Source organism: Emticicia agri (genome assembly GCF_004168285.1).
Taxonomy (GTDB): domain Bacteria; phylum Bacteroidota; class Bacteroidia; order Cytophagales; family Spirosomataceae; genus Emticicia; species Emticicia agri.
The window spans coordinates 198,662-222,988 of record NZ_SEWF01000003.1 but is presented as its reverse complement, the minus strand read 5'-3'; the positions used below and the strand labels follow the sequence as shown (position 1 = coordinate 222,988).

The window sequence follows — 24,327 nt, the reverse complement described above, 5'->3', positions numbered from 1 at the left end:
AACGCATAAATGCTTTTTTTATCAACGTTCTTTCTCTATTTTTAACCCCAAATATAGGACATCTCAACAAAACTACTAATAAAATGGCAAGATTAAGATTTAAAGCGGTTGATGAAGCACAAAGCCGCCAGACAATTAAAGTAGATATACCAGCAGGCAAAGTAACCGAATATTATGGAGCTAATATTTTCAATGATGATGTAATGCGTGCCATGCTTTCGCCGGAAGCGTATTTGAAAGTAACTACAGCCATTAAGAGTGGTGAAAAAATTGACCGGGAAATTGCAGATGAGGTAGCTTCTGCCATGAAATCGTGGGCAGTATCTAAAGGAGCCACGCACTATACGCACTGGTTTCAGCCATTAACAGGTGGCTCGGCAGAAAAACACGATGCTTTTTTTGATATTAATATCGATGGAAAAGCCTTAGAAAAATTCAAAGGCAGTTCATTGGTACAACAAGAGCCAGATGCCTCTTCTTTTCCGAGCGGAGGAATCAGGGCTACTTTCGAAGCCAGAGGCTATACGGCATGGGACCCTACTTCTCCGGCATTTATTATTTACAATGAAGCAGGTACAGGAACCCTTTGCGTGCCATCTATTTTTGTATCGTACACAGGTGAATTGTTAGACTCTAAGTCTCCCTTACTCAAGTCTTTACATGCTTTAGATAAAGCAGCAACAGAGGTTGCCATTATTTTCGACCGTCATGTAGAAAAGGTTTCAGCTACTTTAGGGGCAGAACAAGAATACTTTCTGGTAGATAAAGCCTTGTTTAATGCAAGACCTGACTTGATGATGTCGGGTCGGACGGTTTTTGGTCATGCGCCAGCCAAAGGGCAACAATTAGAAGACCATTATTTTGGAAGTATTGCACCGCGAGTAAATGCTTTTATGGTTGACTTTGAGTTTGAATGTCTGAAATTAGGTATTCCAATCAGAACCCGTCATAACGAGGTAGCACCTGCACAATTTGAAGCGGCACCGACTTTTGAAGAAGTAAATCTTGCCTGCGACCATAATATCTTATTGATGGATGTGATGCGTAAGGTGTCTAAAAAACACAATTTTGAGGTGCTTTTCCATGAAAAACCGTTTGCAGGTATCAATGGAAGCGGTAAACATAATAACTGGTCTTTAGGAACCGATACAGGAGTAAATCTTTTAGGGCCAAGTACAAAACCTAAAGAAAGCCTGAGATTTGTAACTTTTTTAGTTAATGTTATTAAAGCGGTACACGATAATGCCGATTTATTGAGAGCAAGTATTGCTACTGCAGGCAATGAACACCGCTTAGGTGCCAATGAGGCGCCTCCTGCCATTGTTTCTATCTTTCTTGGCACGCAAATGATTAAGGTATTAGAGGATATTGAGAATAAAGATATTGTTTCAATTGAAAAAGGAGAAAATGCCTATATCAAATTAGGTTTAAATAGAATCCCTTCAATTTTATTGGATAATACTGATAGAAACCGTACCTCACCATTTGCCTTTACCGGCAATAAGTTTGAATACCGTGCGGTGGGTAGTTCAGCCAATTCAGCACAGCCGATGATGGTGCTTAATTCCATAGTTGCTAATCAACTTATTAAATTCCGGGAAACTTATGATGCTGAAATGACTGAACATGAGGGCAAGAAGGAAGAAGTGATAGTGAAAATTCTGAAAGGTTATATCAAAGAATCTAAAAAGATATTGTTTGAAGGAAACGGTTACTCTGAGGAATGGAAGGAAGAGGCAGCCAAAAGAGGACTTTCAAATGTAGGTAGTACACCGGAAGCCTTGAAAGCTTATCTGAGACCTGAGTTTATCGGGATCTTTGAAAAATTAGGGGTATTGACCGAAAGAGAAATACACGCCCGTTATGAGATTGAATTAGAAAACTATATCAAGAAAATTCAGATAGAGTCTCGTTTGATTGGTGATTTAGCTATGAACCATGTCGTCTCAACCGCTATTAATTATCAGGCTAAACTGGTACAGACAGCCAAATCATTAAAAGATATGGAATTGCATCAGGAGGCTGAGCCAGTGGTACATATTATTAAAGAAATTTCTGCCCGTGTTTCTGAAATATCAAAGAAGGTGGAAGAAATGACAGAGGCCCGTAAACATGCTAACGCTGTAGAAGATTTAGAGCAAAGAGCTAAATTATATGGGAATGATATTAAGAATTTCTTTGAGGAAATCAGATACCCTGTTGATAAGTTAGAGTTGCTGATAGATGACGAAGACTGGCCGCTTGTGAAATATAGAGAATTGTTGTATATTCGCTAAATATTACTTGTCAGCAATATTGAATGAATAAAATAACAATCTGCATACAAAAATTAAGGTTTGTCCAATTTCTTATGGTTGGACAAACTTTTTTTATTTTAGGGTTTATTCTTAGTGTTCTCCCGACTTTTTTACATGCTCAGGCTGTAATTTATGACGAATTTCCCATTTCCGCTCAAATATATCAACGAGACGATTTGAACAGTGGTACTGTTACGATTAAAGGAAGATTATATACAGAAGGGTTTACAGATGTTGCTGTAATAGCTAAAAAAGATAAAAAGGATATTTATTATAAAAAACAAAAACTGACCTTTCAGCCAGGAGATTTACTCAATGCGCCTTTTTTGTTCCAGCCAATAGTTACTGCAGGTTTGGTAGAATATGAGTTTTATTTTTATGCTTTCAGAGGAAAGGATTCTGTACTTGTGCGAGAAGCCTCTCAGGTACTATGTGGTGATAATGTAATTATCTATGGACAATCAAATGCGGAGGCTAATGATGTTACTGAATTAGCCAAATTTAAAGATGAGTTTAAGTACGGTCGTACCACGTTTGCTAATTTTCAGACAAATGATTATTCATGGTTTCCGACAATGAAATGGAACTACTATATGTCGGGCTTAATTGGGCTTGAGATTCAGAGACAACTGATAGAGAAGTTTAAAGTGCCAATAGGGATTATTAATGGTGCTGTGGGTAATAAAAGTATTGATGAATTGATGATTCGGAATGAGAAAAATCATGAAGATATTCAATATTATTACGGTCAGATGCTCAAAAAGGCCAATAAGGTAGGGTTGAGTAAAACTGCCAGAATATTTATCTGGCGACAAGGTGAGAGCGAAGCTTTTGAAGCAAAGCGGGCAGAAGTTTATCCTGCTAAGTTTACACAGTTGAGAAAACAAATATTAGAGGATTATCCGGGGGTAAAGAAAATCTATGTTTTTCAGAATAATATTTACTGGACTGATAATAATAAGGCCGGAGATTTGCGTGATTTTCAAAGGAATGTCAATCAACTATACCCTGATTGTGAGGGAATTTCTACGATTGGTACACCCGGTTTTGATGGTTTACATTATTCTTATGAAGGTTATCTGCTTAATGGACAAGAAGTATCAAGGCTTATTGCCAAAGATTTTATGAATAGTACTGATACTTTAGAAGTGCGTACACCCAATATCAAAAAAGCTTATTTTTCAGATAATCGTGATTCTTTGATTCTGGAATTTGATAAAAATCAGAAAATGCAGTTTCCTACTAACGGCATTATAAAAAATAATGGAGGACAGGCATTTTTGAAAGACTATATTTATCTGGACGGAGTAGGAGGAAAGATAGTTAATGGTACAGCCATAGGTAATAAAATATTCTTAAAATTAGGAGAAGCAAGTAATGCCAAGCAGGTAACCTATTGCCCTGATAACTTTACACTTAATTCGGAGTCGTTGATGGGCATACCTTATCTTAAAAATTCGAGAGGTTTGCGTGCATTTACCTTCAAAAATTTTCCGATTACTTTGCACGTTAATACGCCAAAACCACTACTGTCAGCAAAATGGAGTGGGGGAACAATCAAGCGGGTAAATCTGGAATGGGCACAACAAAATAATCTGTTATATGCCATAGAAAAATCGGTTGGTGCAGCAAATAATTTTGTAAAGATTGCTACCACAACAGAAGGATTATACTGGGATTTTAAGGTAAAGAAAGGTATAAAATATTATTACCGACTGAATATTGATGATGAGATTTTCAGTAATATCATGGAGGTTTCAGTACCGTTAGAATTATCCGGTCTTATACAATCTGATGATGAATTAGTTATTTATCCGAATCCGGTTGAAAAAGGTAATGACCTGAACATTACCATCCAATCTGATGTTGAAGAAATAGTTTTATCTAATAATGTTGGGAATATTGTTCAGAAAATACCTGTTAATGGTGAAAAAATTACTATTCCTACTTCAAAATTGAATCCCGGCGTTTATATACTGGAAGGTATAGGGAACGAAAACCGGAAAATTATCAAAAAGATAATTATCGATTAATTTTTGTTTTAAATTCTGCTTTTCAATGTTCTTAAAGTTTTTTAAAAAAATATTGATTTTTTTATCTCCGGTTGTCGTATTGGGAATTGGCTATTTTGTATTTGATCCATTTCAGATATTAAAAGCTTATGAGGCTTATCCTGATAATTTTGCTAAAAGTCTGAACAGAGACCGTATAAGTACGCAGATTTTCCTTAATAATAATCCTAAATATAACTATAAGTCATTTATTTTTGGCAGCTCTCGCTCCAGTGTTTTTTACACTGAAGACTGGGGCAAGCATATTAATGATAAAACGCCTTATCATTTTGATGCTTCCTGCGAAACGGTTTATGGTATAGCCACAAAGCTGGAATTTATTGAGAAGCAAGGCAACAAATTAGATAATGTTTTGCTTGTGTGGGATAGAAGTATTTTTGAATATGAGCAAGATACTTTGGGCTGCGTATTTATTCAGGATTATCGGGTTAGTCAGCTGCCCTGGTTAAAATACCATACCATTTTTTTGAACTCTTATTTTTCGCAAGGGTTCTTTACGGCTTTTTATGACTATATGCTGTTCAGAAATTACCGGGATTATATGATGACTTATCTTGAGTTCAGGAAAATTAATTATACGCCTGTGGTAAACGATTTTATTTTTACCAGTTACATAGATGAAATCAAGCGTGATTCAGTAAAATACTATAATCATCCAACTTTATTTTACAAACGGAGTCCTGAAAAACAATTAGTGGGCAAAGTAATCAAACCTTACCAGCAACAATATCTTAAAAGAATAAAAGCCGTATTGGAAAGGAATAACACCAACTATAAAATTGTTTTAGGCCCAACCTATGACCAGAAATATTTTAATACTGATGATTTAAAGGTTCTGCAGAATTTCTTTGGTGAAGAGCATATTTATGACTTCTCAGGTCAGAATGAATATACCAATGATAAAACAAATTATTATGAAATTTATCATTATAAACCTAATGTTGCCAGAGACATTATGGATAGAATCTATCGTTAATCTACAAGGATATTTCAGCCGAAAATTTAACCCCGAATTTTTTAATATCCGGTTTGTCTAAGTAGGTAAGTCTGTGCATGGCTTCGATACGCAAAAACTTGAAGATGTTGCTTATACCATAACCTAATTCAATATAAGGGGCTTTGCCAAGACCTGAAAAATTTCTGAAATCTGTTTCTGTTCTTTGCGGAGTAATATCATAGTTTTTATCTGTGAGTGTACCCCAAAGAAATTTCCCGGTAGTAAATGTTCTCCATTTCCATTTTTTGATAAGCGGAAAACGATTAAATAATAATCCTTCGAAATCATGTGTGTATCTTAATGACGCATATCGGTCGCTGATAAATTCAAAATTATTCATCAGGTTGAATGAGTTACCTACAATGAAAATGGTTTCATTACCTAAATGGCTTTTCAGAAGCGGATAAGGGACTGTACCTAAAATTGCTCCGGCTTCTGCTCTATAATAGGTTTTTCCAAAATACCCTAAATTTAATGTATGACTATACTTGGCCGAAATATTATGATAGGTAAAATCACTGTTTAGTACATTTTTAGCTCCCAATACATATTTAAAAGTAATAGTTGGGGATTTAACTGTCCCAAAACTCAATCGTTCGTTATCGTTAATAACTGCCAGTTCATCTCTGGCAAAAGTGATTTCAGATAAAAATTCGGAGGTATTAAAACGGGTTGTGGTAGGAGATGCATCAGCCATTTGAGGGTGCGTTCTATATTCGAAAGGATATAAAGGCTCAAAACTTCTGGTTCTGACACCGAAAGTTGTGAAAATACCTTTGGATACCTCCCGTTGAAACTGAAGCCTGGTTTCATTTTCATAATAGGGACGCATCAATGTGAAAAAGCGCATATAAGCTGAAAATACTGCCCCCAAGCCTAAATCTTCTTTACGCAGCCCCACTTGCTCTATATCATGGACAAACTTTAGGTTAAGGGTTGTCCATGGTTTTCTGGAAAAAATCTTGGTAATTTCTCCACCTCCCTTCCAGGCATTGTCTTTCGTTCCGTAAGCGAGATAACCCTCTAAAACCCATTTTCTGCTAAATTCATAATTGGTTCTTAATCCTAACCTTGCTCTTACACCTTCTACATTGTTAAACGCTCCCGAATATACTAATGGCCCTAATTCGATGCCTGTAAATAAACGAGTATAACCACTTGACAATATCTTGGCAATTTCGGTATAGGTTTTAACGGCAGGAATTGTCTTGATTGTATCAATCATGGTATAGGCTAATTGTTCCTTCTCAGAAAAAGGTTCAGGCCTTACAGATTGCCAATACTTTTTGTCTGTTTCTATATAGTCTGTAGCAATCTCAATGCCTCTATCATAGAACTTTAGGTCTTTGGGTCTGTTAATTATTACATCTTCGTTATAATTAGTAAACTTAAGGAGCATACCTGCCGACCCTTTGGTTATTTCAGATACGTCAACCACAATTCTATTTTTTACAGGTATCCAGATACCATCAATAGGTTCTAATTCCTGTTGAATTTTGATACGCTCTACAAAATTCAGATTGGCATCTTTACTGATGGAAGCATCAATTTGTGCAATAGCCCAGGAGTCTTTATGAATCCACATAGTGCCTGCAAAAGCTAAATCCTGTTTTCTTTTAGGAGTAAATTCAATTCTATAACAAAAATCTTCACCTATGTAACTACTGTCAGCTAAATAATAATCGTAAATAAGGCGCCAGTCGTCTGCGATAGGGGAGGCAAAATTTTTGTTAAGCACATCCACCTGATTGACATAGAAATTGTATTGCTGAAAAGTAGAACCAATCAATTGTGCAGTTAAACTCCCATCAGTTACAGCTATGCCTTTAATGTTGGTTTTTTCTATGGTTTCTTTAGATAAGCGCGGGTCGTTTCTAAAGTAGTAATGTGACATTGATTCTGAGATAAAAGTAGGTATCAGGGCTTTTCCCTCATCATCTGTTAAAGTACCTATCTCCTCAATAGCCGTATTGATTTTTTTGGCTATTTTACGTTTACGCAGTTTATCAGTAATATTATTGAGGTCAACTTCAATCTTATTATAACTGACGTAATCATAAGCACTGATTTTCTTATAGTTATTACTTGGTTTGGCCGATACTGCATTTCTGATGATTCGCCAGGCTGGATTCTCGCCGGCATGTACCGTTACTTCATGCAGTAATATATCTGATGGTTTGAGTTGGATGTTGATGGTTTGGGTAACAGAATCACGACGAATTAAAACGGTTTTACTGGTATAACCCATGCAACTGATAAGCAAAGAGTCGGAACTGATATTTGGTAATTGTAGTAAAAAATTGCCCTCAAAATCTGTGTTTCTTCCAATTGTAGTGTTTTTGATACTGACAGCAGCAAAGGGTATGGGGTCATGTGTAACAAAGTCTGTAACCTTACCTTTGATTGTATAAGTGATTTGCGCAGAAACTAAAGTGGAGGATAAAAATAAGATTAAAAAATATAGTTGCTTCATTTCATAATTTTTCAATACTCTAATCTATAAGATAAAACGAGTATGCCCAAAAAATGGTTGCTCCATTTTATGAAATACGTTGTATTTTGATAGTTATTGTTTGAAAAATGCAAAAACATTCAGACCGGTAATAACTTTTATTCCGGAAATGAATTTCATTAGAAAATGCTTATTCATTACTGAATCAATCGAAAATGCGATTTTTTTTATTTGTGGTATTCATTAATGAAATCTCCTTTCGGCATAAACTCTAAATCCTCAACTGATTGATTGAAGTAATAAACCCAGGCTTCATATTCCTGCCCGTCACTTTTCAGAATTACGGTTGCTTTTTTACGGACATACTCTGAATGTGCAGGGTCCATAGGATTATACTCTTCGTATTTATCTAATAAAGAAAAGAGTTTGTTAGGTTCTTTCAAGCGATATAATTCTCCTTTTACAAAATACTTTTCTCCATTCTGGCAAGGTACTATACCAGGGTAGTAATCGACCATATACATCTTGGCTTGCATGATAGCCTTTCCCAATGGTTCAGCAAACTTATTTATCCACTCGTGCGATTCAATATTACCGTACTCGCTTAATAGAGTACCGTAAACAAAAAGGTATTCTGTTTCAGTCATTTCTTTGGTTCAACTTGATGCTTTTCTAATGTTGCCATAAAAAAGCGTTTGTAACAGTATATTGGATTTATTATCGCCTAATTCGGCAGCTATTTTAAGGCTTTTTTCTGCGCTTTCAAAGTCGGCTTTTCTGAACTCTAACTCACCTACAAAACGCATTACTTCGGCATTTTTATCTAAATACATTCTTGATGAGCGTTTCAGTTCAAAAAGTGACAAATTATAATCTTCTAACTGATAGTGGCAAAGACCTTTCCAATAAAAGGTTTCAGCTAATGAATTGTCTAATCGCATAGATTTTTCAAAGTCTGCCAGTGCTGCTTCCCAGTTTTCAAAATAATAATGACATTTTCCTCTGTACAAATAAGCTGTTGAAGACTTGGGATACTCATAAACTTCGGCGTCAAAATACCTGAATGCAGTCAGATAATCTGCTGATTTGTAGGCATCAACCCCTTCTTTGAAGATTATCTCATCGTATTCCTGTGGGGTAATATCATTCCCCAATCTGATTCTGAGAAAGATATAAATCAAAAATGGTATGCCTATCAATAGCGCCTCCATTATATTATAGTTTATTGAGTTCTTCTTGAATTTTCTTTGTCAAACTTTTTACAACTATCTCGTAAGATTCACTAATCCATTCTTTCAATAAATTGTCTTTTACCCGCCCGTCTACTGTAACTGTATTCCAATGGCGTTTATTCATGTGGTAAGCACCTACTATACAGTCATATTCAGCCCTTAATTCCTCATTTTTTTCCGGTGTATTTTTCAGACTTATTTTTAATCTTTCGTTATTGAGGCCTGTAAGGGCAAACATTTTACCCATTACCTTAAAAACTAAAGTATCAGGCCCGAAAGGTAACTCCTCGGTAACTCCTTTTTTAGATAAACAATATTCTCTGAATGATTCAATATCCATATTTTTATCTACTTGCACAACGTGTTACCATCACAATTACACAAATTAAAAACATGATAATTGAAATTTTATTAATTCCATGCATCATTTTCAGATTGAAACTATGGGGATATTTACCCTCTGTGTCTTTGCGGAATATTCTAAAAAAATACGCAAAAACAGGCCCAATTGAAAAAAAGTGTTTAAGTTTTTGTATCATTATTTTATTATTCGTTCATCAGTTCCATTTCCAAAACTTCCGGTTCTAACCAACGACCATCTTCTTTAATTAGTTCTATTAATTCATTTACTGCGTTATCGGCGTGTACCGATTTTTTTACTACATTCTGCCCTCTATATAAAGCTATTTTATCTTTTCCTATTCCTACATAGCCGTAATCTGCATCTGCCATTTCACCCGGACCATTGACAATACAACCCATAATGCCAATTTTAACTCCTTTCAGGTGGTCTGTCGTTTTACGAATCATGGCTGTTGTTTCCTGTAAATCAAACAAGGTTCTGCCACAAGACGGACAACTGATGTACTCAGTTTTGCTCATTCGTGTACGAGCGGCCTGTAAAATGCCGAATGAAGTACTATTGGCAATGGCAGGATTATCAAACGATAATAAAATACCATCACCAAAGCCATCTACCAGTAATCCGCCACAATCAGTTGCAGCATACAACTGGCCATCTATTTCAGTAATATTCCTGTAATCTCTCTTTAAAACGACCGGATTTTTAATTCCGAACTGGAGCAAATCAAAATATAATCTCCTTAACTCAGGCATCGCTGCTTCGTTATTTGTTTCTACAATCAGAACCACTTCTGGTTTTTTTCTAAGTGTTTCAACAAAATCAGCCTTTAAATCATTGATTGTGATTTTTACAAAGTTTATTGATTTATGAAGTAGATTCTGCTCACTTGCTTCAATAAATGTGCCGGCCACAAATAAGGGTAGCTTATGCGTTTTATCTTCCTGCAAAAACCACGAGTCAGCGTCTAAAATCTCTTTTAGGCCATTAGGTAGCATAAAAGGGATAGGTGTTTTTCCACTATATACGTAATCAGACCCTATGTCGTTCATTCGCCATTTATCTGGTAATGGCAAATAGAAATGACCGATTGGTTTTAAATCTTCGTGTTTTTCTACCGTAATGGCTGAAAAATCAGCAATTACCCTCGGTACATTCATTCCTCCGAAATTTTCAACCTCAGATGTATCTCTACGATGGTATTGATACGGATTAATCGGGTTGGTAATAACGGGCTGAATAAATGATTCTTTTTCTTTTCTCTGCTTATATCTATCAACTAAAACTTTAGCCACAGGTGCTTCAAATTCAGGGTCTTCTGTTAAACTTACACGAACCGTATCGCCAAGGCCATCTTCCAATAATGTGCCTATTCCCATTGAAGATTTTATTCTCCCGTCTTCACCTTCTCCGGCTTCAGTAACCCCTAAATGGAGTGGATAAGGTTTTAGTTTTTCAGCATCGAGCCTTTGAACCAATAGCCGATAAGCCTCAACCATCACCTGCGGATTAGAGGACTTCATAGAAATAACTATATTGAAATAGTTCTCATCTTCACAAATCCTCAAAAACTCAAGGGCTGATTCAACCATTCCTAAAGGAGTATCACCATAACGGCTTAATATTCTATCTGAAAGAGAACCATGATTCGTTCCGATTCGCATAGCAGTACCATATTCTTTGCAAATCTTCACCAAAGGCATAAATCTTTCTCTGATTCTATTTAATTCAGCCTGATAATTTTCTTCGGTATAGTCAATAATTTCGAAACGCTTTTTATCAGCATAATTACCCGGATTAACACGTACCTTTTCTACGATACGGGCAGCTAATTCGGCGGCATTCGGAGTAAAATGTATATCCGCAACTAATGGCGTAGAATAACCTCTGAGTCGAAGCTCTTTTTTGATATTTTCAAGATTTTGTGCTTCTTTTACACTGGGCGCAGTAATTCTGACTATTTCGCAACCGCTCTCAATCATGCGGATGGTCTGCTCTACAGAGCCAGCCGTGTCCATTGTATCGATGGTTGTCATGGATTGAATTCTGATCGGATAATCAGAGCCTATCCATACATCGCCTACCTGTACTTGATTCGTTTTTCTTCGGGCATATTCAGTTAAAGAATCACAATATTTTTTTTCAGACTCAGACATTCAGTGTTTCAGTTTTTTTCGCACAAATCTAAACATGAATATAACGTCTTTTATGAAAAAATGGTTGAAAAATTTCAGATAAATTAAGAATGTAATTAGTTGGTTCTTGAAAAAGTACAAAATATCTGAAGAAATTGTGATTTTAGTATAAGAAATTTCAATTTTCCATGATTGTAAAGTAGTAAACGAGACCTTATTACCAAAAATGGGAGAATATTAATAATTTTGTGAAAAAGTTAGCATTTAATGATTTCAGAAGAAGTGAAGTTGCCAGTAATGGAGTCGTTTTATACACTGCAGGGTGAAGGTTACCATGCAGGAAAGGCAGCGTATTTTATTCGTTTAGGAGGGTGCGATGTGGGTTGTGTATGGTGTGATGTAAAGGAGTCTTGGGATGCAAGTATTCACCCAAAGTTTTCGATTGAGGAGATTGTAAGAGAGGCTGAAAAATATACCGGACGTATGGCTGTCATTACAGGAGGGGAACCTCTCATGTATGATTTAGATGCTTTAACTATAGCCTTAAAAGAGGTGGGCTTTCAGACCAATATTGAAACATCAGGTGTATATCCAATTTCGGGTGTTTGGGATTGGGTATGTTTTTCCCCTAAAAAATTTAAAGAACCTCATGAGAGCATTTATGGTGCGTCTCATGAGTTAAAAGTAATTGTCTATAATAAGTCTGACTTTGCATTTGCAGAAAAATATGCTGATTTAGTTAATAAAGATTGTATGCTATTGCTTCAACCCGAATGGAGCAAACAAAGTCAGATGTTGCCTTTAATTATTGATTACGTGAAAGAAAATCCTGAATGGAAAGTGAGTTTACAAACACATAAATTTATGGATATTCCCTAATCTTCAAAAAAACACTTTATAAAACAGTGAATTGAAATTGAAGGATTTTATCTCTTTCCATAAATCACCATAGAGGCTTTGGCAATGGTATTGGCATTGATATTAAAGCCAACAACAGCTGGATTTGTGTTTTTATCTAAATCTAAAGTTGTTTTTAGCGCAAATACCGTGATGATGTATTGATGTAGATTACCCGGAGGAGGACAAGGCCCACCATAGCCCAAAGTGCTGTAATCATTAATACTCTGCACACACCTTTCAGGTGCAATGGTTTTAGTTACGTCTCCGGCATCTGGTTCTAATTCTGTTACATCAGCAGGAATATTAAAAATTAGCCAATGCCACCATCCACTTCCAGACGGAGCCACAGTATCATAAATAGTAACAGCAAAACTCTCTGTTTCATTAGGTGCGCCTGACCATGATAAATGAGGGGACGTGTTCTGCCCCGTACATCCGAAACTATTAAAAAACTCTTTGGCTGTAGCCTGTCCTTTCAGGTTATTACTTTTAAGTGTAAAGTTTTTTTCTTTTAATGAGTCATCATTTGCTTCCATTGTGCACAGGGTTTATAATTTTTAGAATTTTAATACTTTTCCGTGAGTACTTCTGATTATCAAGGGCATCAGGACTGGTAGGTTATTTAGGAAATTGATGGCTAATTCGGCTGTTTTTTCTTTACCGAATAATTTTTGTAATTGTCTTCCCCGCCAGAGTTGATTTCTGAAATTATCGTTCCAGGTTGATGTATATAACTTTTCCAGTTCATTTCTGTTAATAGTTCCCTGAAAAAATTCTGTTATTAGTTGGGCAGCTAAAAAACCAGACCTGATGGCAATTGACATTCCATTGCCAGCAAGTGGTGTAATTAAACCTGCCGAATCGCCAACCATGATGATGTTTTCGTGAACTTTGGATTTGGTAACAAAGACCACTTCGTTTATGACCTCAGGCTTTTTAAACAGAAAATCAGCTTGGGTAAAAATTTCTTTCAGAAACGGATTCTTATAAAGAATATCCTGCTCCATCTGTTTCACTCCGCTTTTATTTTTCAGGTTGGAAGTTACGCATAAATAGCAAAGGCAGAACTTATTATCTTCTATGGCTGAAATACCACAGTAGCCTCCATCAAAATTATGAAGTGCAATCAGGTCTTTCGGAAAGTCGAGCGATATATGATATTTTATTCCTAAATAACTGGTGGTTTGTTTAGGTATGGGTCTTTGAATGATTTTATCTATTTTAGCCCGTTTTCCATACGAGCCAATCAGTAATTTAGCCTGAAATGTTTTACTGGTATTGGTATCCACAAAGAAAGTTTCGTTAATACGCTGGGTATCCTCTACGCTTGCGTTGAGTTCAAAGTGTACACCCAAGTTTATGGCAATTTTGTAGAGTTCATAATCAAGAGAATAACGGCTTATACCAAATCCTCCCATCTTTAATGGTGAATGAAGTAATTTCCCCCTCACAGAAGATAATTGAAATTTACTGATAGATGAAGCTCCTAATTTGTCAATATCCAACCCTATATGCTCAAGGTATGGCCTGACTTCATTAGAGATGTATTCGCCGCATACTTTATGAAACGGATAAGTATGTTTTTCAATAACTATTACAGAAAAGCCATTTTTTGCAAGCTCAATTGCAACGGTTAACCCTCCGAGTCCTCCTCCGATAATAATGGCATCATACATAGGTGTCAGAATTTAAACTCATTTCTTATAATGTAAACTTAGTGCATTCTTTCCAACAATCTTGCCTACTTCTAAGCCCTGGTCAATCCCATCTCTGAAATGTATACCGCCATAAACTCTTGAAATACTACACTCTCTTGCAGCAGCCCAAAACGAGTTAAACTGCTTGGGTGGCCCGACAAAGTATTTAGAGTAATCAATATAGTTGACCGAATCTCCCATTTTTTCGGTCAGAATTGTTGCCATAGCAGCCGACTGTGCTGAGTGGCCGGAAGGAAATTCTGGAAAGGGTGGAGTTAAAAGAGCAGCTTCCCATTTGCTGTCGATATACCTTTTAATATACGCAATGGGTCTTATAAAGTTTTGCTCATATTTAATCTTCCAGGTAGCAATAAAGGTATCATTCAAACCAATGGTGAGGTTGCTATACAGTTCTGTAGCTTCATCTAATCCTTTAGGGTTTTGTTTAAGCACTTGCGTAAGTATGGAAACCGAATGGCCGGGGGCGGAATAGGTAAAGGTGGCAGCATCGTCCCAGAAATTGGCAATCTGCAATTTTTCGCTGTTAGGTTTTACCTCTTTTGAAATAGTATAAACTTCCATGGCCATTTTGTAGAAAGGCGAGTTTGGATAAATAGAAAATTCTACTTTAGGTTTAATATCTACACCATTCTGGTTTTCTTTCAGAAAAGTTCTGTTTTTACCCCAGTTCGGGTGTAGCGGACCAGTATTTTCGAGGTCTGCTACTCTATTAATTTCAAAGCAGGAGGTACATACAGGCAATTTATAATTCATGTCATAGGTTCGTAAAAAGGTATTATGCCCGCCGTCAGACATTGAATACTGATAAATCCAGTTAGCAATCTTTTCTCCGTGCTTTCTTGACTTCTCAAATACTTCGGCAGGTAGTTTCTGAGAAAAATGGGCATTAATGGTGTCATTCAAGGCATACACTTTTTCCATCCATATAAAGGGGGACGAGATGAATAGTTTATCTACCATAGTGAAAATAGCACTTGAAACAGCCACAGAGGCATTGAAATTGGTATTAACGTCAAAAAGACTGTCAGGCTTTTTTAGACCCTGTAACTGTCCTGATAAGGAGAAATTATCAGGATAAGCCGCGAGAATGGATTCATAGGCAGCCAGATTAATATAAGCCATATTGCGTGCAGCCACATTAGGACTGTATCCCTGCGTTTGCTCAATTAAATCAAAAATTAACTCATGCCACCGGACAACCAGATCTGAAGAGTCGTAATTATATTTTCTTGCTGGTTCAACTCTGACAAAAGTAGGATTTCCAATTTGTGGAGCAGGTTCATTATTTACTTCTTCATTTTCAACCTCTGTTTGTGAATTTGCCTGTGGTTGAGTTACCTTTGTGGGAGTTTTAGGAGCAGGTGTTTTTTTAGCAGCCGTTGCAGGCTTACTTTTGGGAGTTGTTTTAGGCGGATTCTTTTGTTGCCCAAATACTCCTAAACATACTATGATAAACAAAACACTTAAAAAAGATTTCTTCATAGTTGAGAGATTATTTTAATAAAAAGACGAATATTTGAACCTGTTTTCTATTCCAAACAAAAATCTGATTTAGAAAAGGATTTTGCAACAATTATACCGATAAATTACACAATGCCCGACAAAAAACTATTTCTTCTTGATGCTATGGCGCTTATTTACCGAGCGCATTTTGCATTTCTTAAAGCTCCACGCATCACCTCAAAAGGTTTAAATACAAGCTGTGTATTCGGGTTTGCTAATGCATTACTTGAGGTAATTCAGAAAGAAAAACCGACCCATATAGGTGTGGCTTTTGATTTGCCTGGAGGTACTTTCCGTAATACCATGTTCCCTGAATATAAAGCTAACCGCCAGGAACAACCGGAGGATATAACCATAGCGATTCCTTATGTAAAGAAACTGGTTGAAGCAATGGATATACCGTGCCTTAGTCTGAAAGGTTATGAGGCAGATGATGTGATAGGCACATTAGCTAAAAAGGCGGCTTTAGAAGGGTTTGAGGTATTTATGATGACACCCGATAAAGACTACGGGCAACTGGTTGAAGAACACATTTATCTATATAAACCTGCAATCGGAGGGAAAGATGTTGAGATATTAGGTGTGAACGAGGTTTGCAACCGATGGGGAATCAAACGGGTTGAGCAGGTTGTTGATATTCTTGGACTGATGGGTGATGCCGTTGACAATATTCCCGGTATTCAGGGGGTAGGAGAAAAAACTGCTGCCAAACTCATTGCGGAGTATGATTCTGTAGAAAATTTAATAGCTAATAGCGACAGAGTTACAGGTAAATTAGGTGAATCTGTCAGGAATAGCAAAGAGATAGCATTACTTTCGAAGGAACTGGCTAAGATTGAATTGAATGTACCCATTGAGTTTGACGCCGACAGGCTGAAAATTATGCCTCCCCATACAGAGGTTTTATCGCAATTGTTAGATGAATTAGAGTTCAGGACACTACGCAAAAGATTATTGCCAGATGAGCCATCTACCACAACAGTAGGTTCAGTAATTAAACCAGGGGTGGTTTCAGCAGAAAAAAAATCGGCTATTGGAGCAAAATCAGGGCAACAGATTTCTATGTTTAAGGCGGATACTTCAACGAATGCTGTTTTTCCTGAGGATTCTGGGGAAGCAACTACCGGGCAATATGCCTCTTCAAAAGATACCATTGATACAGTTGTTCATGAATATCATCTGATAGATACCCCTGAGCTTAGAAAGAGCCTGCTCTACTACTTATCACAACAAGATGAGTTCTGCTTTGATACAGAGACTACTTCTGTAGATGCAGTAGATGCTGAAATTGTAGGAATGTCGTTTGCTTACCGTAAAGGAGAAGCCTATTATATTCCATTTCCGGAAAATCAACAGAAGGCTTATGAACTTCTACAAGAATTTAAAGAGGTTTTTGAAAACCAAGCAATCATGAAGATAGGTCAGAACATAAAATATGATTTGATGATTCTGCAAAACTATGGCATAGAAGTAAAAGGCAAAATGTATGATACCATGCTGGCGCACTATATTATTGAACCTGAGCAAAGACATGGCATGGACTACATGGCCAATGTATACCTCAATTATGACCCTGTTTCAATAGAAACGCTGATTGGAAAAAAGGGAAAAGGCCAGTTGACCATGCGGGAAGCTGATATTGAGAAAGTAAAAGAGTATGCAGCAGAAGATGCCGATATTACTTTACAATTGAAGCAGGTGCTACAACCCAGATTGAGTGCCAGCGGGCAGCAGGAAAAATTATTGATGGATGTAGAAATGCCATTGGTTGAAGTTTTGGCAGACATGGAATTGTCGGGCGTTCGGGTGAATGTTGATACTTTACATGATATGTCTAAAGTATTAGACACCGACATTCAGGAGATTCAAAAGAATATTTATAGTCTTGCCGGAGGAGAATTTAATGTATCCTCACCAAAACAATTGGGGGAAATTTTGTTTGAGAGGCTCAAACTTGATAAAAATGCCAAAAAAACCAAAACCGGGCAATATGCCACGGGTGAAGATGTACTATCGAAGTTAGAAAGCGAGCATGAAATTGTAAGAAAAATTTTAGATTTCAGAGAGTTAGTCAAACTGAAAAGTACGTATGTAGATGCTTTACCTACCCTGATTTCTAAAAAGACAGGTAGAATACATACTTCTTACAATCAGGCTGTGGCTGCTACCGGGCGATTGAGTTCGACTAACCCCAATTTGCAGAATATACCTATCCGTACGGTTCGTGGGCGTGAGATTCGCAAAGCGTTTATTCCCCGTGATGAAAATTTTGTTATTCTTTCTGCCGATTATTCTCAGATTGAATTGCGTATCATGGCAGCTTTTAGCGAAGATGAAAGTATGCTGAACGCATTTAACGAGGGAATTGATATTCATGCTACCACAGCTTCGAAAGTTTTTAAAGTATCTCTTGCCGAAGTAACCTCTGATATGAGAAGAAAAGCAAAAATGGTAAACTTTGGTATTATCTATGGTATTTCGGCTTTTGGACTGGCACAAAGATTAGGTATTCCACGTGGTGAAGCAAAAGAAATTATTGATGCTTACTGGATGGAGTTTCCTAAAATCAAAGTTTTTATGGACTCTGCTATCAACAAAGCCCGTGAAACCAAATACGTAGAAACTATATTAGGCAGAAGAAGGTATTTAAGAGATATAAATTCGCAAAATCTGGTTGACAGAGGATTTGCTGAAAGAAATGCCATTAATGCCCCGATTCAGGGGTCGGCCGCAGATATGATTAAGGTGGCAATGATTAATATTCACGAGTTCCTAAAACAGGAAAAACTGCATTCAAAAATGATATTGCAGGTACATGATGAGTTAGTTTTTGATGCACATCTGAGTGAGGTTGATTACCTGAAGCAGAAAGTTGATGAACTAATGTGTACAGCTATTCCGTTACCTGTTAAGATGGAAACTGGTATGGGAGTAGGTAATAACTGGCTTGAGGCGCATTAATATTTGCCGATTCAGACCTTTTAGTTCCTTTTTTTAATTATTAGTCAAGTAGTTTGTGCAGAAGAGACTACTTGAAAGTTTTTTATATAGATGAATGTAGGAATTGTAATTTTAGCGGCTGGTGCGTCTTCGAGAATGGGTGTTCCCAAACAGTTGCTTCATATAGATGGGCTATCTCTGATTAAACGTATGACTGAAATGGCGATGGATACGCCATGCTACCCAGTGGTGGTAGTGTTGGGGGCTAATCGTCAGTTGATTCGTAAAGAATTGGAGCGAATGCCCATTACTATCATAGATAACCCTCAGTGGGAAAACGGCATGTCAAGTTCATTAAAAATGGGTTTGGTTGGTTCGTATATGACTTTTAAAGAATTAGAGGCAGTCATTTTTCTGACAGTTGATATGCCGTTAGTCTCGGTTGAACTGATTCAGAAAATGATTGAAAAGGCAGAAATAGTGGCAGAGGATAGGAAAGAAAGCCCTGATATTGTGGCTTGTAAATACAATGGGCAAATAGGTATTCCGGTTTTATTTAAAAGGAAAATGTTTAATCAGTTGTTAGAGTTGAAAGGCGATAATGGCGCAAAAAAAGTAATTCTGGCCAATAAAGAGCATACCGCCACAATTGATTTTCCAGAGGGAAAAATTGACCTGGATACAATGGAGGAGTACAGGAAGTTTTTGTCTAACTACAATCAGAACTAATGCAAGCAGTTGGTTATTATCTATCATTACCTTTTCTCTATTTTATATCTGTTTTACCGTTTCCGCTATTATATCTACTATCTGATTTTTGCTATTTAATCATTTATTATGTAGTCGGATATAGAAAATCTGTAGTACGAACTAATCTTCGTAACAGTTTTCCGGAAAAGAGTGAAGAGGAGTTAATAAAAATAGAAAAGGCTTTCTTTCGTTACATTGTCGATTTCTTCTTGGAAATGCTCAAATGCCTGACGATTTCAAAAGAATCACTTCTTAAAAGAGTAAGCATTGAAAACCCGGAAGTAGTTGAAGAACTATTTAATCAAGGAAAAAGCATTATTGTCTCCACCGGGCATTATGGTAATCATGAGTGGGTCAATCAGGTTTTACCGTTTATGTTACCTTTTCAGATAAAGACCATTTATCGTGTTCAGCACAATGCGTATTTCAATCAGCTATTTTTAGATTTTCGCTCTAAATACGGGGTTGAAATGATTGCCATGAATGAAGCCTACAGAAAAATTAATACAAAAGAAGACAAGCCCTATTTGTTAATTTTAGCGAATGACCAGTCAGCACCTGCAGATAAGGCTTTCTGGACTACTTTTCTGAATCAGGAAACCTCTTTTTTTCCAGGTACCGAAGTGTTTGCACATCGCTTCAATGTTCCGGTTGTTTATGTATGTATTAAAAGAGTTGCCAGAGGCAGGTACAGAGCCGTATTTGATATGATAACTACTGCACCTAAAGAAATGCCTAAAGGTAAAATACTGGAAGAACATGCCAAGAAACTTGAAAGAGATATAAAACAAGACCCAACGCCCTGGATGTGGTCTCATAAGCGCTGGAAATACCAGAAAATAAATGGTCAGTATATAGATGTAAATTATAGAGAATGAAAACCAAGTTTTTAATCCTGCGTTTTTCATCTATCGGAGATATTATACTCACCACTCCAGTTATTAGATGTATTAAACTGCAATACCCCGATGCAGAAGTCCATTTTGCCACTAAAAAACAATTCAGGATATTAGTTGAAAGCAACCCTTACATTGATAAATTTTTCTTATTAGAGGAGCCTCTTGCTTCCTTTGTTAAAACATTACAAGGTGAGGACTATAATTATGTAATTGATTTGCATAACAATCTGCGTACATCAATTATCAAGTTTCGTTTAGGAAAAAAATCTTTCAGTTACAATAAGCTGAATTTTGAAAAATGGCTTTTAGTTAATTTTAAAATAAACCGTTTACCAGATTTGCATATAGTAGACAGGAACCTGAAAATTGTAGAAACATTGGGTATAAAAAACGATAATCAGGGGCTGGATTATTTTATTCCGGCTGAGCACGAAGTAAACCTTGAAACTATAGTTGAAAACAATCAGCCATTTGTGGCGTATGCCATTGGTGGACAACATTTTACTAAAAAATTGCCTACTGACCGAATTATTGAACTTTGCAGTAAAATTGATAAGAAAATTATTCTCTTGGGTGGTAAGGAAGACGCAGCAGCCGGGGAGATAATTGAACAGGCACTTGGAAATAAAATCTTTAATGCTTGTGGAAAATTTAGCCTTCATCAGTCTGCTTCCATTCTTAAACAGGCTGAATATGTCATAAGCCATGATACAGGGCTTATGCATATTGCCTCGGCCTTGCAAAAGCGGATTATTTCTATCTGGGGTAATACTGTGCCTGAGTTTGGAATGTATCCATACCAGACTGAATTTAAAATCATTGAAAATAAAAACCTTTCCTGTAGGCCATGTTCAAAAATAGGCTATGATAAATGCCCGAAGGGTCATTTCAAATGTATGAATGATTTAGTTTTTCAGAAAGGAGATTTTTTTGAGAACTGAAGTTAGCCGAGCTGATTAATTGTATTGTACCAATTGATGCAGCATGGCGTACTGTAAAAGCATAATGGTTTTTCCATCTTTTATTTCACCATTTTTAATCATTTCCATTGCTTTCGCAAAATCCAGTTCTAATACTTCTATATCTTCTTCATCAATTACCCCACCACCATCGTTTACTTTCTGTTCTTTGGTGTATTCGGCCACAAAAAAATAAAGGATTTCTGTAACCGAACCGGGAGACATATAAGCTTCGAATACTTTCTTAACCTGACTGATTTTATATCCGGTTTCCTCTTCTGTCTCTCTTTTGATACAATTTTCGGCATCATCTTTATCTAATAGTCCTGCGCATGCTTCAATCAACATTCCATTCTCATTACCATTCACATAAGTAGGCATTCTGAACTGATTGGTCAAGATGACAGATTTTGTAGTGTTATTGTAGAGTAAAATAGTAGCTCCGTTGCCTCTGTCGTAGGCTTCTCTACTATGTTTTTGCCAATTTCCATTTTTAGCTTGCCATTCAAATGTAACTTTACGAAGCACATACCAATTATCAGAAAGGACTTCGGTATTCAAATTTCTAACACGATTATTCATTTTGATTGTTTTTGAATTATTTTGATTATTTTTGAACAAAATTATTAAATATCTATGAACTTCCAAGAACGAAAGCAGATTATTATTGAAAAAATAGAAACTTCTGGTAGTGCTGATGTAAAAGAACTGGCTGTTTTATTAAAAACATCGGAAATAACCATACGCAGAGATTTAGCCGTTTTAGCAGAAAAAGGGCTTATTTTTAGAACTCATGGGGGAGCAATGAAATTGAGCCTGAGTTATGACCCTATTGATTTTGTAAACAAATCGGCTGTGAGAGGAGAGCAGAAAGATTATATATGCCAGATAGCGGCATCTTATATTAAAGAAGGAGAGGTGATTTTTTTAGATTGCGGCAGTACAGTTTATAGAATTTGTCCGTTTATCCGAAACATGAGGATTAAAGTAGTGACGAATTCGATTCCTATAGTAAATGCTTTACTGAATTCTACTGTCAGCTTAAATTTTGCCGGTGGAGAAATTGACATGGAGCGGCAGGCAAGTCATGGTTATATTGCGGTTGAGCATTTTGCCAGCTACAGGGCAGACAAAGCATTTTTAGGCGTTGATGGCATTTCTTTAGCTAATGGCCTGAGTGCCTCAAGTGAAAAAGAAGCCGAAATTTCAACTGCTATTGCCAAATACTCAAAAGAAACCTTTCTTTTATGTGACTCAAGCAAATTTGAAAAGGATAAGTATCTCCCGTTTGCTACGCTGGATATGGCTGATTATCTGATAACCGATAATGGAGCAGATGAAGAACTGATGAAACAGTACGAGGATGCTGGTATAAGAGTACTAAAGTAAAAGACCCTATTATAAGACCTTTTACTTTAGCTTAATCATCTATCATTTTATATTTACAAATACCTTAACCAGTTATTTTCTTTATGAGTAGCTTTGTATTTATTGTACCACTTGCATAAGGGATAAAGGCTTATTACCACGCCTAACCATACTAAATAAACGCCACCTAATTCAAGACCTGAGGGTTGTTGCGGCCTGCCGAACTGAAAAGGTCCAAACACAAAATCCTTGTTTGTAAAACCCTGCAAATAGAGCATAATAAACATGATGGTATGAATCAGATACCAGTGGATAATGTAATAAAAGAGCGGTACTTTGCCATAAACAGACATCATATCAATGAATTTGTTCTTCACCCCATCACTAACAGAAAGGATGATAAAACTTATTCCCAGCGTGGCTAAAGTATATAAAAGAGAAGGCGGATATTTGGTGAGATTCATAAAAGACAGAAAAGTGTAGAGACCATCTTTCTGCGTTGCCCAGGGCACAGGGTCTCCATAAATATTGATAAAGCGTAAAACTGCAAAAAGCGCCAGAGAACCTAATCCTAATTTCAGTAAGGTTGCTTTCCTTTGGTTCAGAGGCTTATCAAAGACAACTTCGCCAAAGCCATAACCGACTAACATAATGCCTAACCACGGAATAGGAGGGTACCCTATGGCGAAAGTAGAGTTTGAAGAAAGAGGAAAAAGCGAAAAGCTGAAAAGTGGAGCTAAGTAAGAAAACGGAGGTTGATTGAATGGCAAAAGCCCTAAAAGATTGTGGCAAAAGACAATCACCAAACCGATAATTAATATAGTTTTAAAGGAGAGCTTCATTAAAAATGAAAGTATCACCATACCAAAGCCAATAGCAGCGATTACCTGAAAGAAAAACATTCTGAATTTAAAATCGAACCAAAGTCCAAAGCCAATCACTGTAAATTCAAGAAAGATGAGCCACAACCCTCGACTTAACAGAAACCTCTGACTCTCTTTAATACCAGCATTTTGATTTTTATAGGATAAATAGGCAGAGGTTCCCGATAAGAATACAAAGGTTGGCGCACATAAATGGGTTATCCACCTAGTGAAAAATAAAATGGGTGTGGTAACACTAAAATCAGTTGGGTTGGTTCCGATATGCAAGAGGTCTCGGCAGTGGTCAAGTGCCATTATAACCATTACTAATCCACGGGTAAAGTCAATGGCATTAATTCTTTTCATAAAGTGAAAGATGAGGGTAATAGGTTTTTCAGAAATTAATCAATAATTGACAATTTCGGAATTAATCTTTTCAGAACAAAATATCAGGCAGGAATTGCAAATAAGAGATTCAAATTTCTTTCATAGAAATAACCTCTATCTCAACAAAAGGGTGAAGTTTTGGATGAGCTTCTCTGTCGCCGCAAGTATGTTGTATGATTTTCCCTGTTTTTTTAAGAGAAATTTTAACTTTAGAGGCATCGGGGTGGGCTTGCAAGAAGGACTCAATAACAGGTTTGGAAGACTCAATAGGTATATGAGATTCTTGCGTATTTAGAGAATTAAAAAAATAGGTTGGACAACTACCTGGTAAGTTATGAAATAACTGAAAATCAATTGATTCAGGCTTTGGAGAGTTATCTCCGCAACTCATAGAACTCAGCAGAATTGTAAGTGATAAGACAACTAACGATTGAAGCTTCTTTTCCATAATACTTCCTTTTTATCTAAAGATTCTTAAATCATTGATTTGGTTG

General features: G+C 36.6%; 21 protein-coding genes. 9 read left to right on the top strand and 12 right to left on the bottom strand.

What is annotated here, in order from left to right; all coding sequences use genetic code 11:
• Positions 1–83: 83 nt before the first annotated feature.
• The 3 genes from EWM59_RS03165 to EWM59_RS03155 all read left to right on the top strand — a co-directional run bounded on the left by EWM59_RS03165 (position 84) and on the right by EWM59_RS03155 (position 5,345).
• The gene (locus EWM59_RS03165; protein WP_130019494.1) at positions 84–2,276 is read left to right on the top strand and encodes a glutamine synthetase III family protein; all 2,193 of its coding nucleotides are present in this window, start codon (positions 84–86) and stop codon (positions 2,274–2,276) included.
• 197 nt (positions 2,277–2,473) lie between these two features.
• Entirely contained in the window at positions 2,474–4,330 is a 1,857-nt protein-coding gene (locus EWM59_RS03160) for a sialate O-acetylesterase (RefSeq protein WP_165372090.1), read from the top strand.
• Between the two features lie 25 nt (positions 4,331–4,355).
• Positions 4,356–5,345: a hypothetical protein gene (locus EWM59_RS03155; RefSeq protein WP_130019492.1), complete on the top strand. Its 990-nt coding sequence runs from the start codon at positions 4,356–4,358 to the stop codon at positions 5,343–5,345.
• 1 nt (position 5,346) lies between these two features.
• On the opposite strand, the gene EWM59_RS03150 is transcribed toward EWM59_RS03155, so the two are convergent.
• From EWM59_RS03150 to ispG, 6 genes are all read right to left on the bottom strand, one after another.
• A complete protein-coding gene (locus EWM59_RS03150) occupies positions 5,347–7,839 on the bottom strand; it encodes a DUF5686 and carboxypeptidase-like regulatory domain-containing protein (protein WP_130019491.1) in 2,493 nt (830 codons plus the stop codon).
• A gap of 206 nt (positions 7,840–8,045) precedes the next feature.
• Positions 8,046–8,465 carry a gamma-glutamylcyclotransferase family protein gene (locus tag EWM59_RS03145; RefSeq protein WP_130019490.1) on the bottom strand — a complete coding sequence of 140 codons (420 nt, stop codon included), beginning with the start codon at positions 8,463–8,465 and terminating at the stop codon, positions 8,046–8,048.
• A 9-nt stretch (positions 8,466–8,474) separates the two neighbouring features.
• Positions 8,475–9,029, bottom strand: a complete 555-nt coding sequence (locus EWM59_RS03140) for a tetratricopeptide repeat protein (RefSeq protein WP_130019489.1) — start codon at positions 9,027–9,029, stop codon at positions 8,475–8,477.
• A gap of 4 nt (positions 9,030–9,033) precedes the next feature.
• Entirely contained in the window at positions 9,034–9,390 is a 357-nt protein-coding gene (locus EWM59_RS03135) for an MmcQ/YjbR family DNA-binding protein (RefSeq protein WP_130019488.1), read from the bottom strand.
• A 4-nt stretch (positions 9,391–9,394) separates the two neighbouring features.
• Positions 9,395–9,589 carry a DUF6728 family protein gene (locus EWM59_RS28340; protein ID WP_130019487.1) on the bottom strand — a complete coding sequence of 65 codons (195 nt, stop codon included), beginning with the start codon at positions 9,587–9,589 and terminating at the stop codon, positions 9,395–9,397.
• A gap of 7 nt (positions 9,590–9,596) precedes the next feature.
• Positions 9,597–11,567, bottom strand: a complete 1,971-nt coding sequence (gene ispG, locus EWM59_RS03125; RefSeq protein ID WP_130019486.1) for a (E)-4-hydroxy-3-methylbut-2-enyl-diphosphate synthase — start codon at positions 11,565–11,567, stop codon at positions 9,597–9,599.
• A 246-nt stretch (positions 11,568–11,813) separates the two neighbouring features.
• On the opposite strand from ispG, the gene EWM59_RS03120 reads away from it, so the two are divergent.
• Complete coding sequence (locus EWM59_RS03120) at positions 11,814–12,425, top strand: 7-carboxy-7-deazaguanine synthase QueE (RefSeq protein ID WP_229239268.1); 612 nt, start codon at positions 11,814–11,816, stop codon at positions 12,423–12,425.
• 47 nt (positions 12,426–12,472) lie between these two features.
• On the opposite strand, the gene EWM59_RS03115 is transcribed toward EWM59_RS03120, so the two are convergent.
• From EWM59_RS03115 to EWM59_RS03105, 3 genes are read right to left on the bottom strand one after another with little or no spacing between them, the layout of a single operon-like run.
• Positions 12,473–12,982, bottom strand: a complete 510-nt coding sequence (locus tag EWM59_RS03115; protein WP_130019485.1) for a YbhB/YbcL family Raf kinase inhibitor-like protein — start codon at positions 12,980–12,982, stop codon at positions 12,473–12,475.
• A gap of 21 nt (positions 12,983–13,003) precedes the next feature.
• Complete coding sequence (locus EWM59_RS03110; protein WP_130019484.1) at positions 13,004–14,122, bottom strand: NAD(P)/FAD-dependent oxidoreductase; 1,119 nt, start codon at positions 14,120–14,122, stop codon at positions 13,004–13,006.
• A gap of 18 nt (positions 14,123–14,140) precedes the next feature.
• Positions 14,141–15,646 (bottom strand): vanadium-dependent haloperoxidase, encoded by a 1,506-nt coding sequence (locus EWM59_RS03105; RefSeq protein WP_130019483.1) that lies wholly within the window; start codon positions 15,644–15,646, stop codon positions 14,141–14,143.
• A 111-nt stretch (positions 15,647–15,757) separates the two neighbouring features.
• On the opposite strand from EWM59_RS03105, the gene polA reads away from it, so the two are divergent.
• From polA to EWM59_RS03085, 4 genes are all read left to right on the top strand, one after another.
• The gene (gene polA / locus EWM59_RS03100) at positions 15,758–18,628 is read left to right on the top strand and encodes a DNA polymerase I (protein WP_130019482.1); all 2,871 of its coding nucleotides are present in this window, start codon (positions 15,758–15,760) and stop codon (positions 18,626–18,628) included.
• Between the two features lie 90 nt (positions 18,629–18,718).
• Entirely contained in the window at positions 18,719–19,336 is a 618-nt protein-coding gene (locus EWM59_RS03095; protein ID WP_130019481.1) for a nucleotidyltransferase family protein, read from the top strand.
• The gene (locus tag EWM59_RS03090; protein WP_130019480.1) at positions 19,336–20,235 is read left to right on the top strand and encodes a lysophospholipid acyltransferase family protein; all 900 of its coding nucleotides are present in this window, start codon (positions 19,336–19,338) and stop codon (positions 20,233–20,235) included. The genes EWM59_RS03095 and EWM59_RS03090 overlap by 1 nt, the downstream gene beginning before the upstream one ends.
• Entirely contained in the window at positions 20,232–21,197 is a 966-nt protein-coding gene (locus EWM59_RS03085) for a glycosyltransferase family 9 protein (protein ID WP_130019479.1), read from the top strand. Before EWM59_RS03090 ends, EWM59_RS03085 begins: the two co-directional genes overlap by 4 nt.
• Before the next feature lie 15 nt (positions 21,198–21,212).
• Here the strand turns inward: EWM59_RS03085 and nudK are convergent, their stop codons facing one another.
• Positions 21,213–21,797, bottom strand: a complete 585-nt coding sequence (nudK, locus tag EWM59_RS03080; RefSeq protein ID WP_130019478.1) for a GDP-mannose pyrophosphatase NudK — start codon at positions 21,795–21,797, stop codon at positions 21,213–21,215.
• A 54-nt stretch (positions 21,798–21,851) separates the two neighbouring features.
• On the opposite strand from nudK, the gene EWM59_RS03075 reads away from it, so the two are divergent.
• Positions 21,852–22,604, top strand: a complete 753-nt coding sequence (locus EWM59_RS03075) for a DeoR/GlpR family DNA-binding transcription regulator (protein ID WP_130019477.1) — start codon at positions 21,852–21,854, stop codon at positions 22,602–22,604.
• A gap of 53 nt (positions 22,605–22,657) precedes the next feature.
• On the opposite strand, the gene EWM59_RS03070 is transcribed toward EWM59_RS03075, so the two are convergent.
• Both EWM59_RS03070 and EWM59_RS03065 read right to left on the bottom strand, forming a co-directional pair.
• Positions 22,658–23,812, bottom strand: a complete 1,155-nt coding sequence (locus EWM59_RS03070) for an acetyltransferase domain-containing protein (RefSeq protein ID WP_130019476.1) — start codon at positions 23,810–23,812, stop codon at positions 22,658–22,660.
• Between the two features lie 109 nt (positions 23,813–23,921).
• Positions 23,922–24,281 carry a hypothetical protein gene (locus EWM59_RS03065; RefSeq protein WP_130019475.1) on the bottom strand — a complete coding sequence of 120 codons (360 nt, stop codon included), beginning with the start codon at positions 24,279–24,281 and terminating at the stop codon, positions 23,922–23,924.
• Positions 24,282–24,327: the final 46 nt, after the last annotated feature.

Excerpts from the sequence above, each read along its gene's own strand:
- EWM59_RS03165 (WP_130019494.1), top strand. The coding sequence starts at position 84 with ATGGCAAGATTAAGATTTAAAGCGGTTGATGAAGCACAAAGCCGCCAG.
- EWM59_RS03155 (WP_130019492.1), top strand. The coding sequence starts at position 4,356 with ATGTTCTTAAAGTTTTTTAAAAAAATATTGATTTTTTTATCTCCGGTT.
- EWM59_RS03150 (WP_130019491.1), bottom strand. The coding sequence starts at position 7,839 with ATGAAGCAACTATATTTTTTAATCTTATTTTTATCCTCCACTTTAGTT.
- EWM59_RS03145 (WP_130019490.1), bottom strand. The coding sequence starts at position 8,465 with ATGACTGAAACAGAATACCTTTTTGTTTACGGTACTCTATTAAGCGAG.
- EWM59_RS03140 (WP_130019489.1), bottom strand. The coding sequence starts at position 9,029 with ATGGAGGCGCTATTGATAGGCATACCATTTTTGATTTATATCTTTCTC.
- EWM59_RS03135 (WP_130019488.1), bottom strand. The coding sequence starts at position 9,390 with ATGGATATTGAATCATTCAGAGAATATTGTTTATCTAAAAAAGGAGTT.
- EWM59_RS28340 (WP_130019487.1), bottom strand. The coding sequence starts at position 9,589 with ATGATACAAAAACTTAAACACTTTTTTTCAATTGGGCCTGTTTTTGCG.
- ispG (WP_130019486.1), bottom strand. The coding sequence starts at position 11,567 with ATGTCTGAGTCTGAAAAAAAATATTGTGATTCTTTAACTGAATATGCC.
- EWM59_RS03120 (WP_229239268.1), top strand. The coding sequence starts at position 11,814 with ATGATTTCAGAAGAAGTGAAGTTGCCAGTAATGGAGTCGTTTTATACA.
- EWM59_RS03115 (WP_130019485.1), bottom strand. The coding sequence starts at position 12,982 with ATGGAAGCAAATGATGACTCATTAAAAGAAAAAAACTTTACACTTAAA.
- EWM59_RS03110 (WP_130019484.1), bottom strand. The coding sequence starts at position 14,122 with ATGTATGATGCCATTATTATCGGAGGAGGACTCGGAGGGTTAACCGTT.
- EWM59_RS03105 (WP_130019483.1), bottom strand. The coding sequence starts at position 15,646 with ATGAAGAAATCTTTTTTAAGTGTTTTGTTTATCATAGTATGTTTAGGA.
- polA (WP_130019482.1), top strand. The coding sequence starts at position 15,758 with ATGCCCGACAAAAAACTATTTCTTCTTGATGCTATGGCGCTTATTTAC.
- EWM59_RS03095 (WP_130019481.1), top strand. The coding sequence starts at position 18,719 with ATGAATGTAGGAATTGTAATTTTAGCGGCTGGTGCGTCTTCGAGAATG.
- EWM59_RS03090 (WP_130019480.1), top strand. The coding sequence starts at position 19,336 with ATGCAAGCAGTTGGTTATTATCTATCATTACCTTTTCTCTATTTTATA.
- EWM59_RS03085 (WP_130019479.1), top strand. The coding sequence starts at position 20,232 with ATGAAAACCAAGTTTTTAATCCTGCGTTTTTCATCTATCGGAGATATT.
- nudK (WP_130019478.1), bottom strand. The coding sequence starts at position 21,797 with ATGAATAATCGTGTTAGAAATTTGAATACCGAAGTCCTTTCTGATAAT.
- EWM59_RS03075 (WP_130019477.1), top strand. The coding sequence starts at position 21,852 with ATGAACTTCCAAGAACGAAAGCAGATTATTATTGAAAAAATAGAAACT.
- EWM59_RS03070 (WP_130019476.1), bottom strand. The coding sequence starts at position 23,812 with ATGAAAAGAATTAATGCCATTGACTTTACCCGTGGATTAGTAATGGTT.
- EWM59_RS03065 (WP_130019475.1), bottom strand. The coding sequence starts at position 24,281 with ATGGAAAAGAAGCTTCAATCGTTAGTTGTCTTATCACTTACAATTCTG.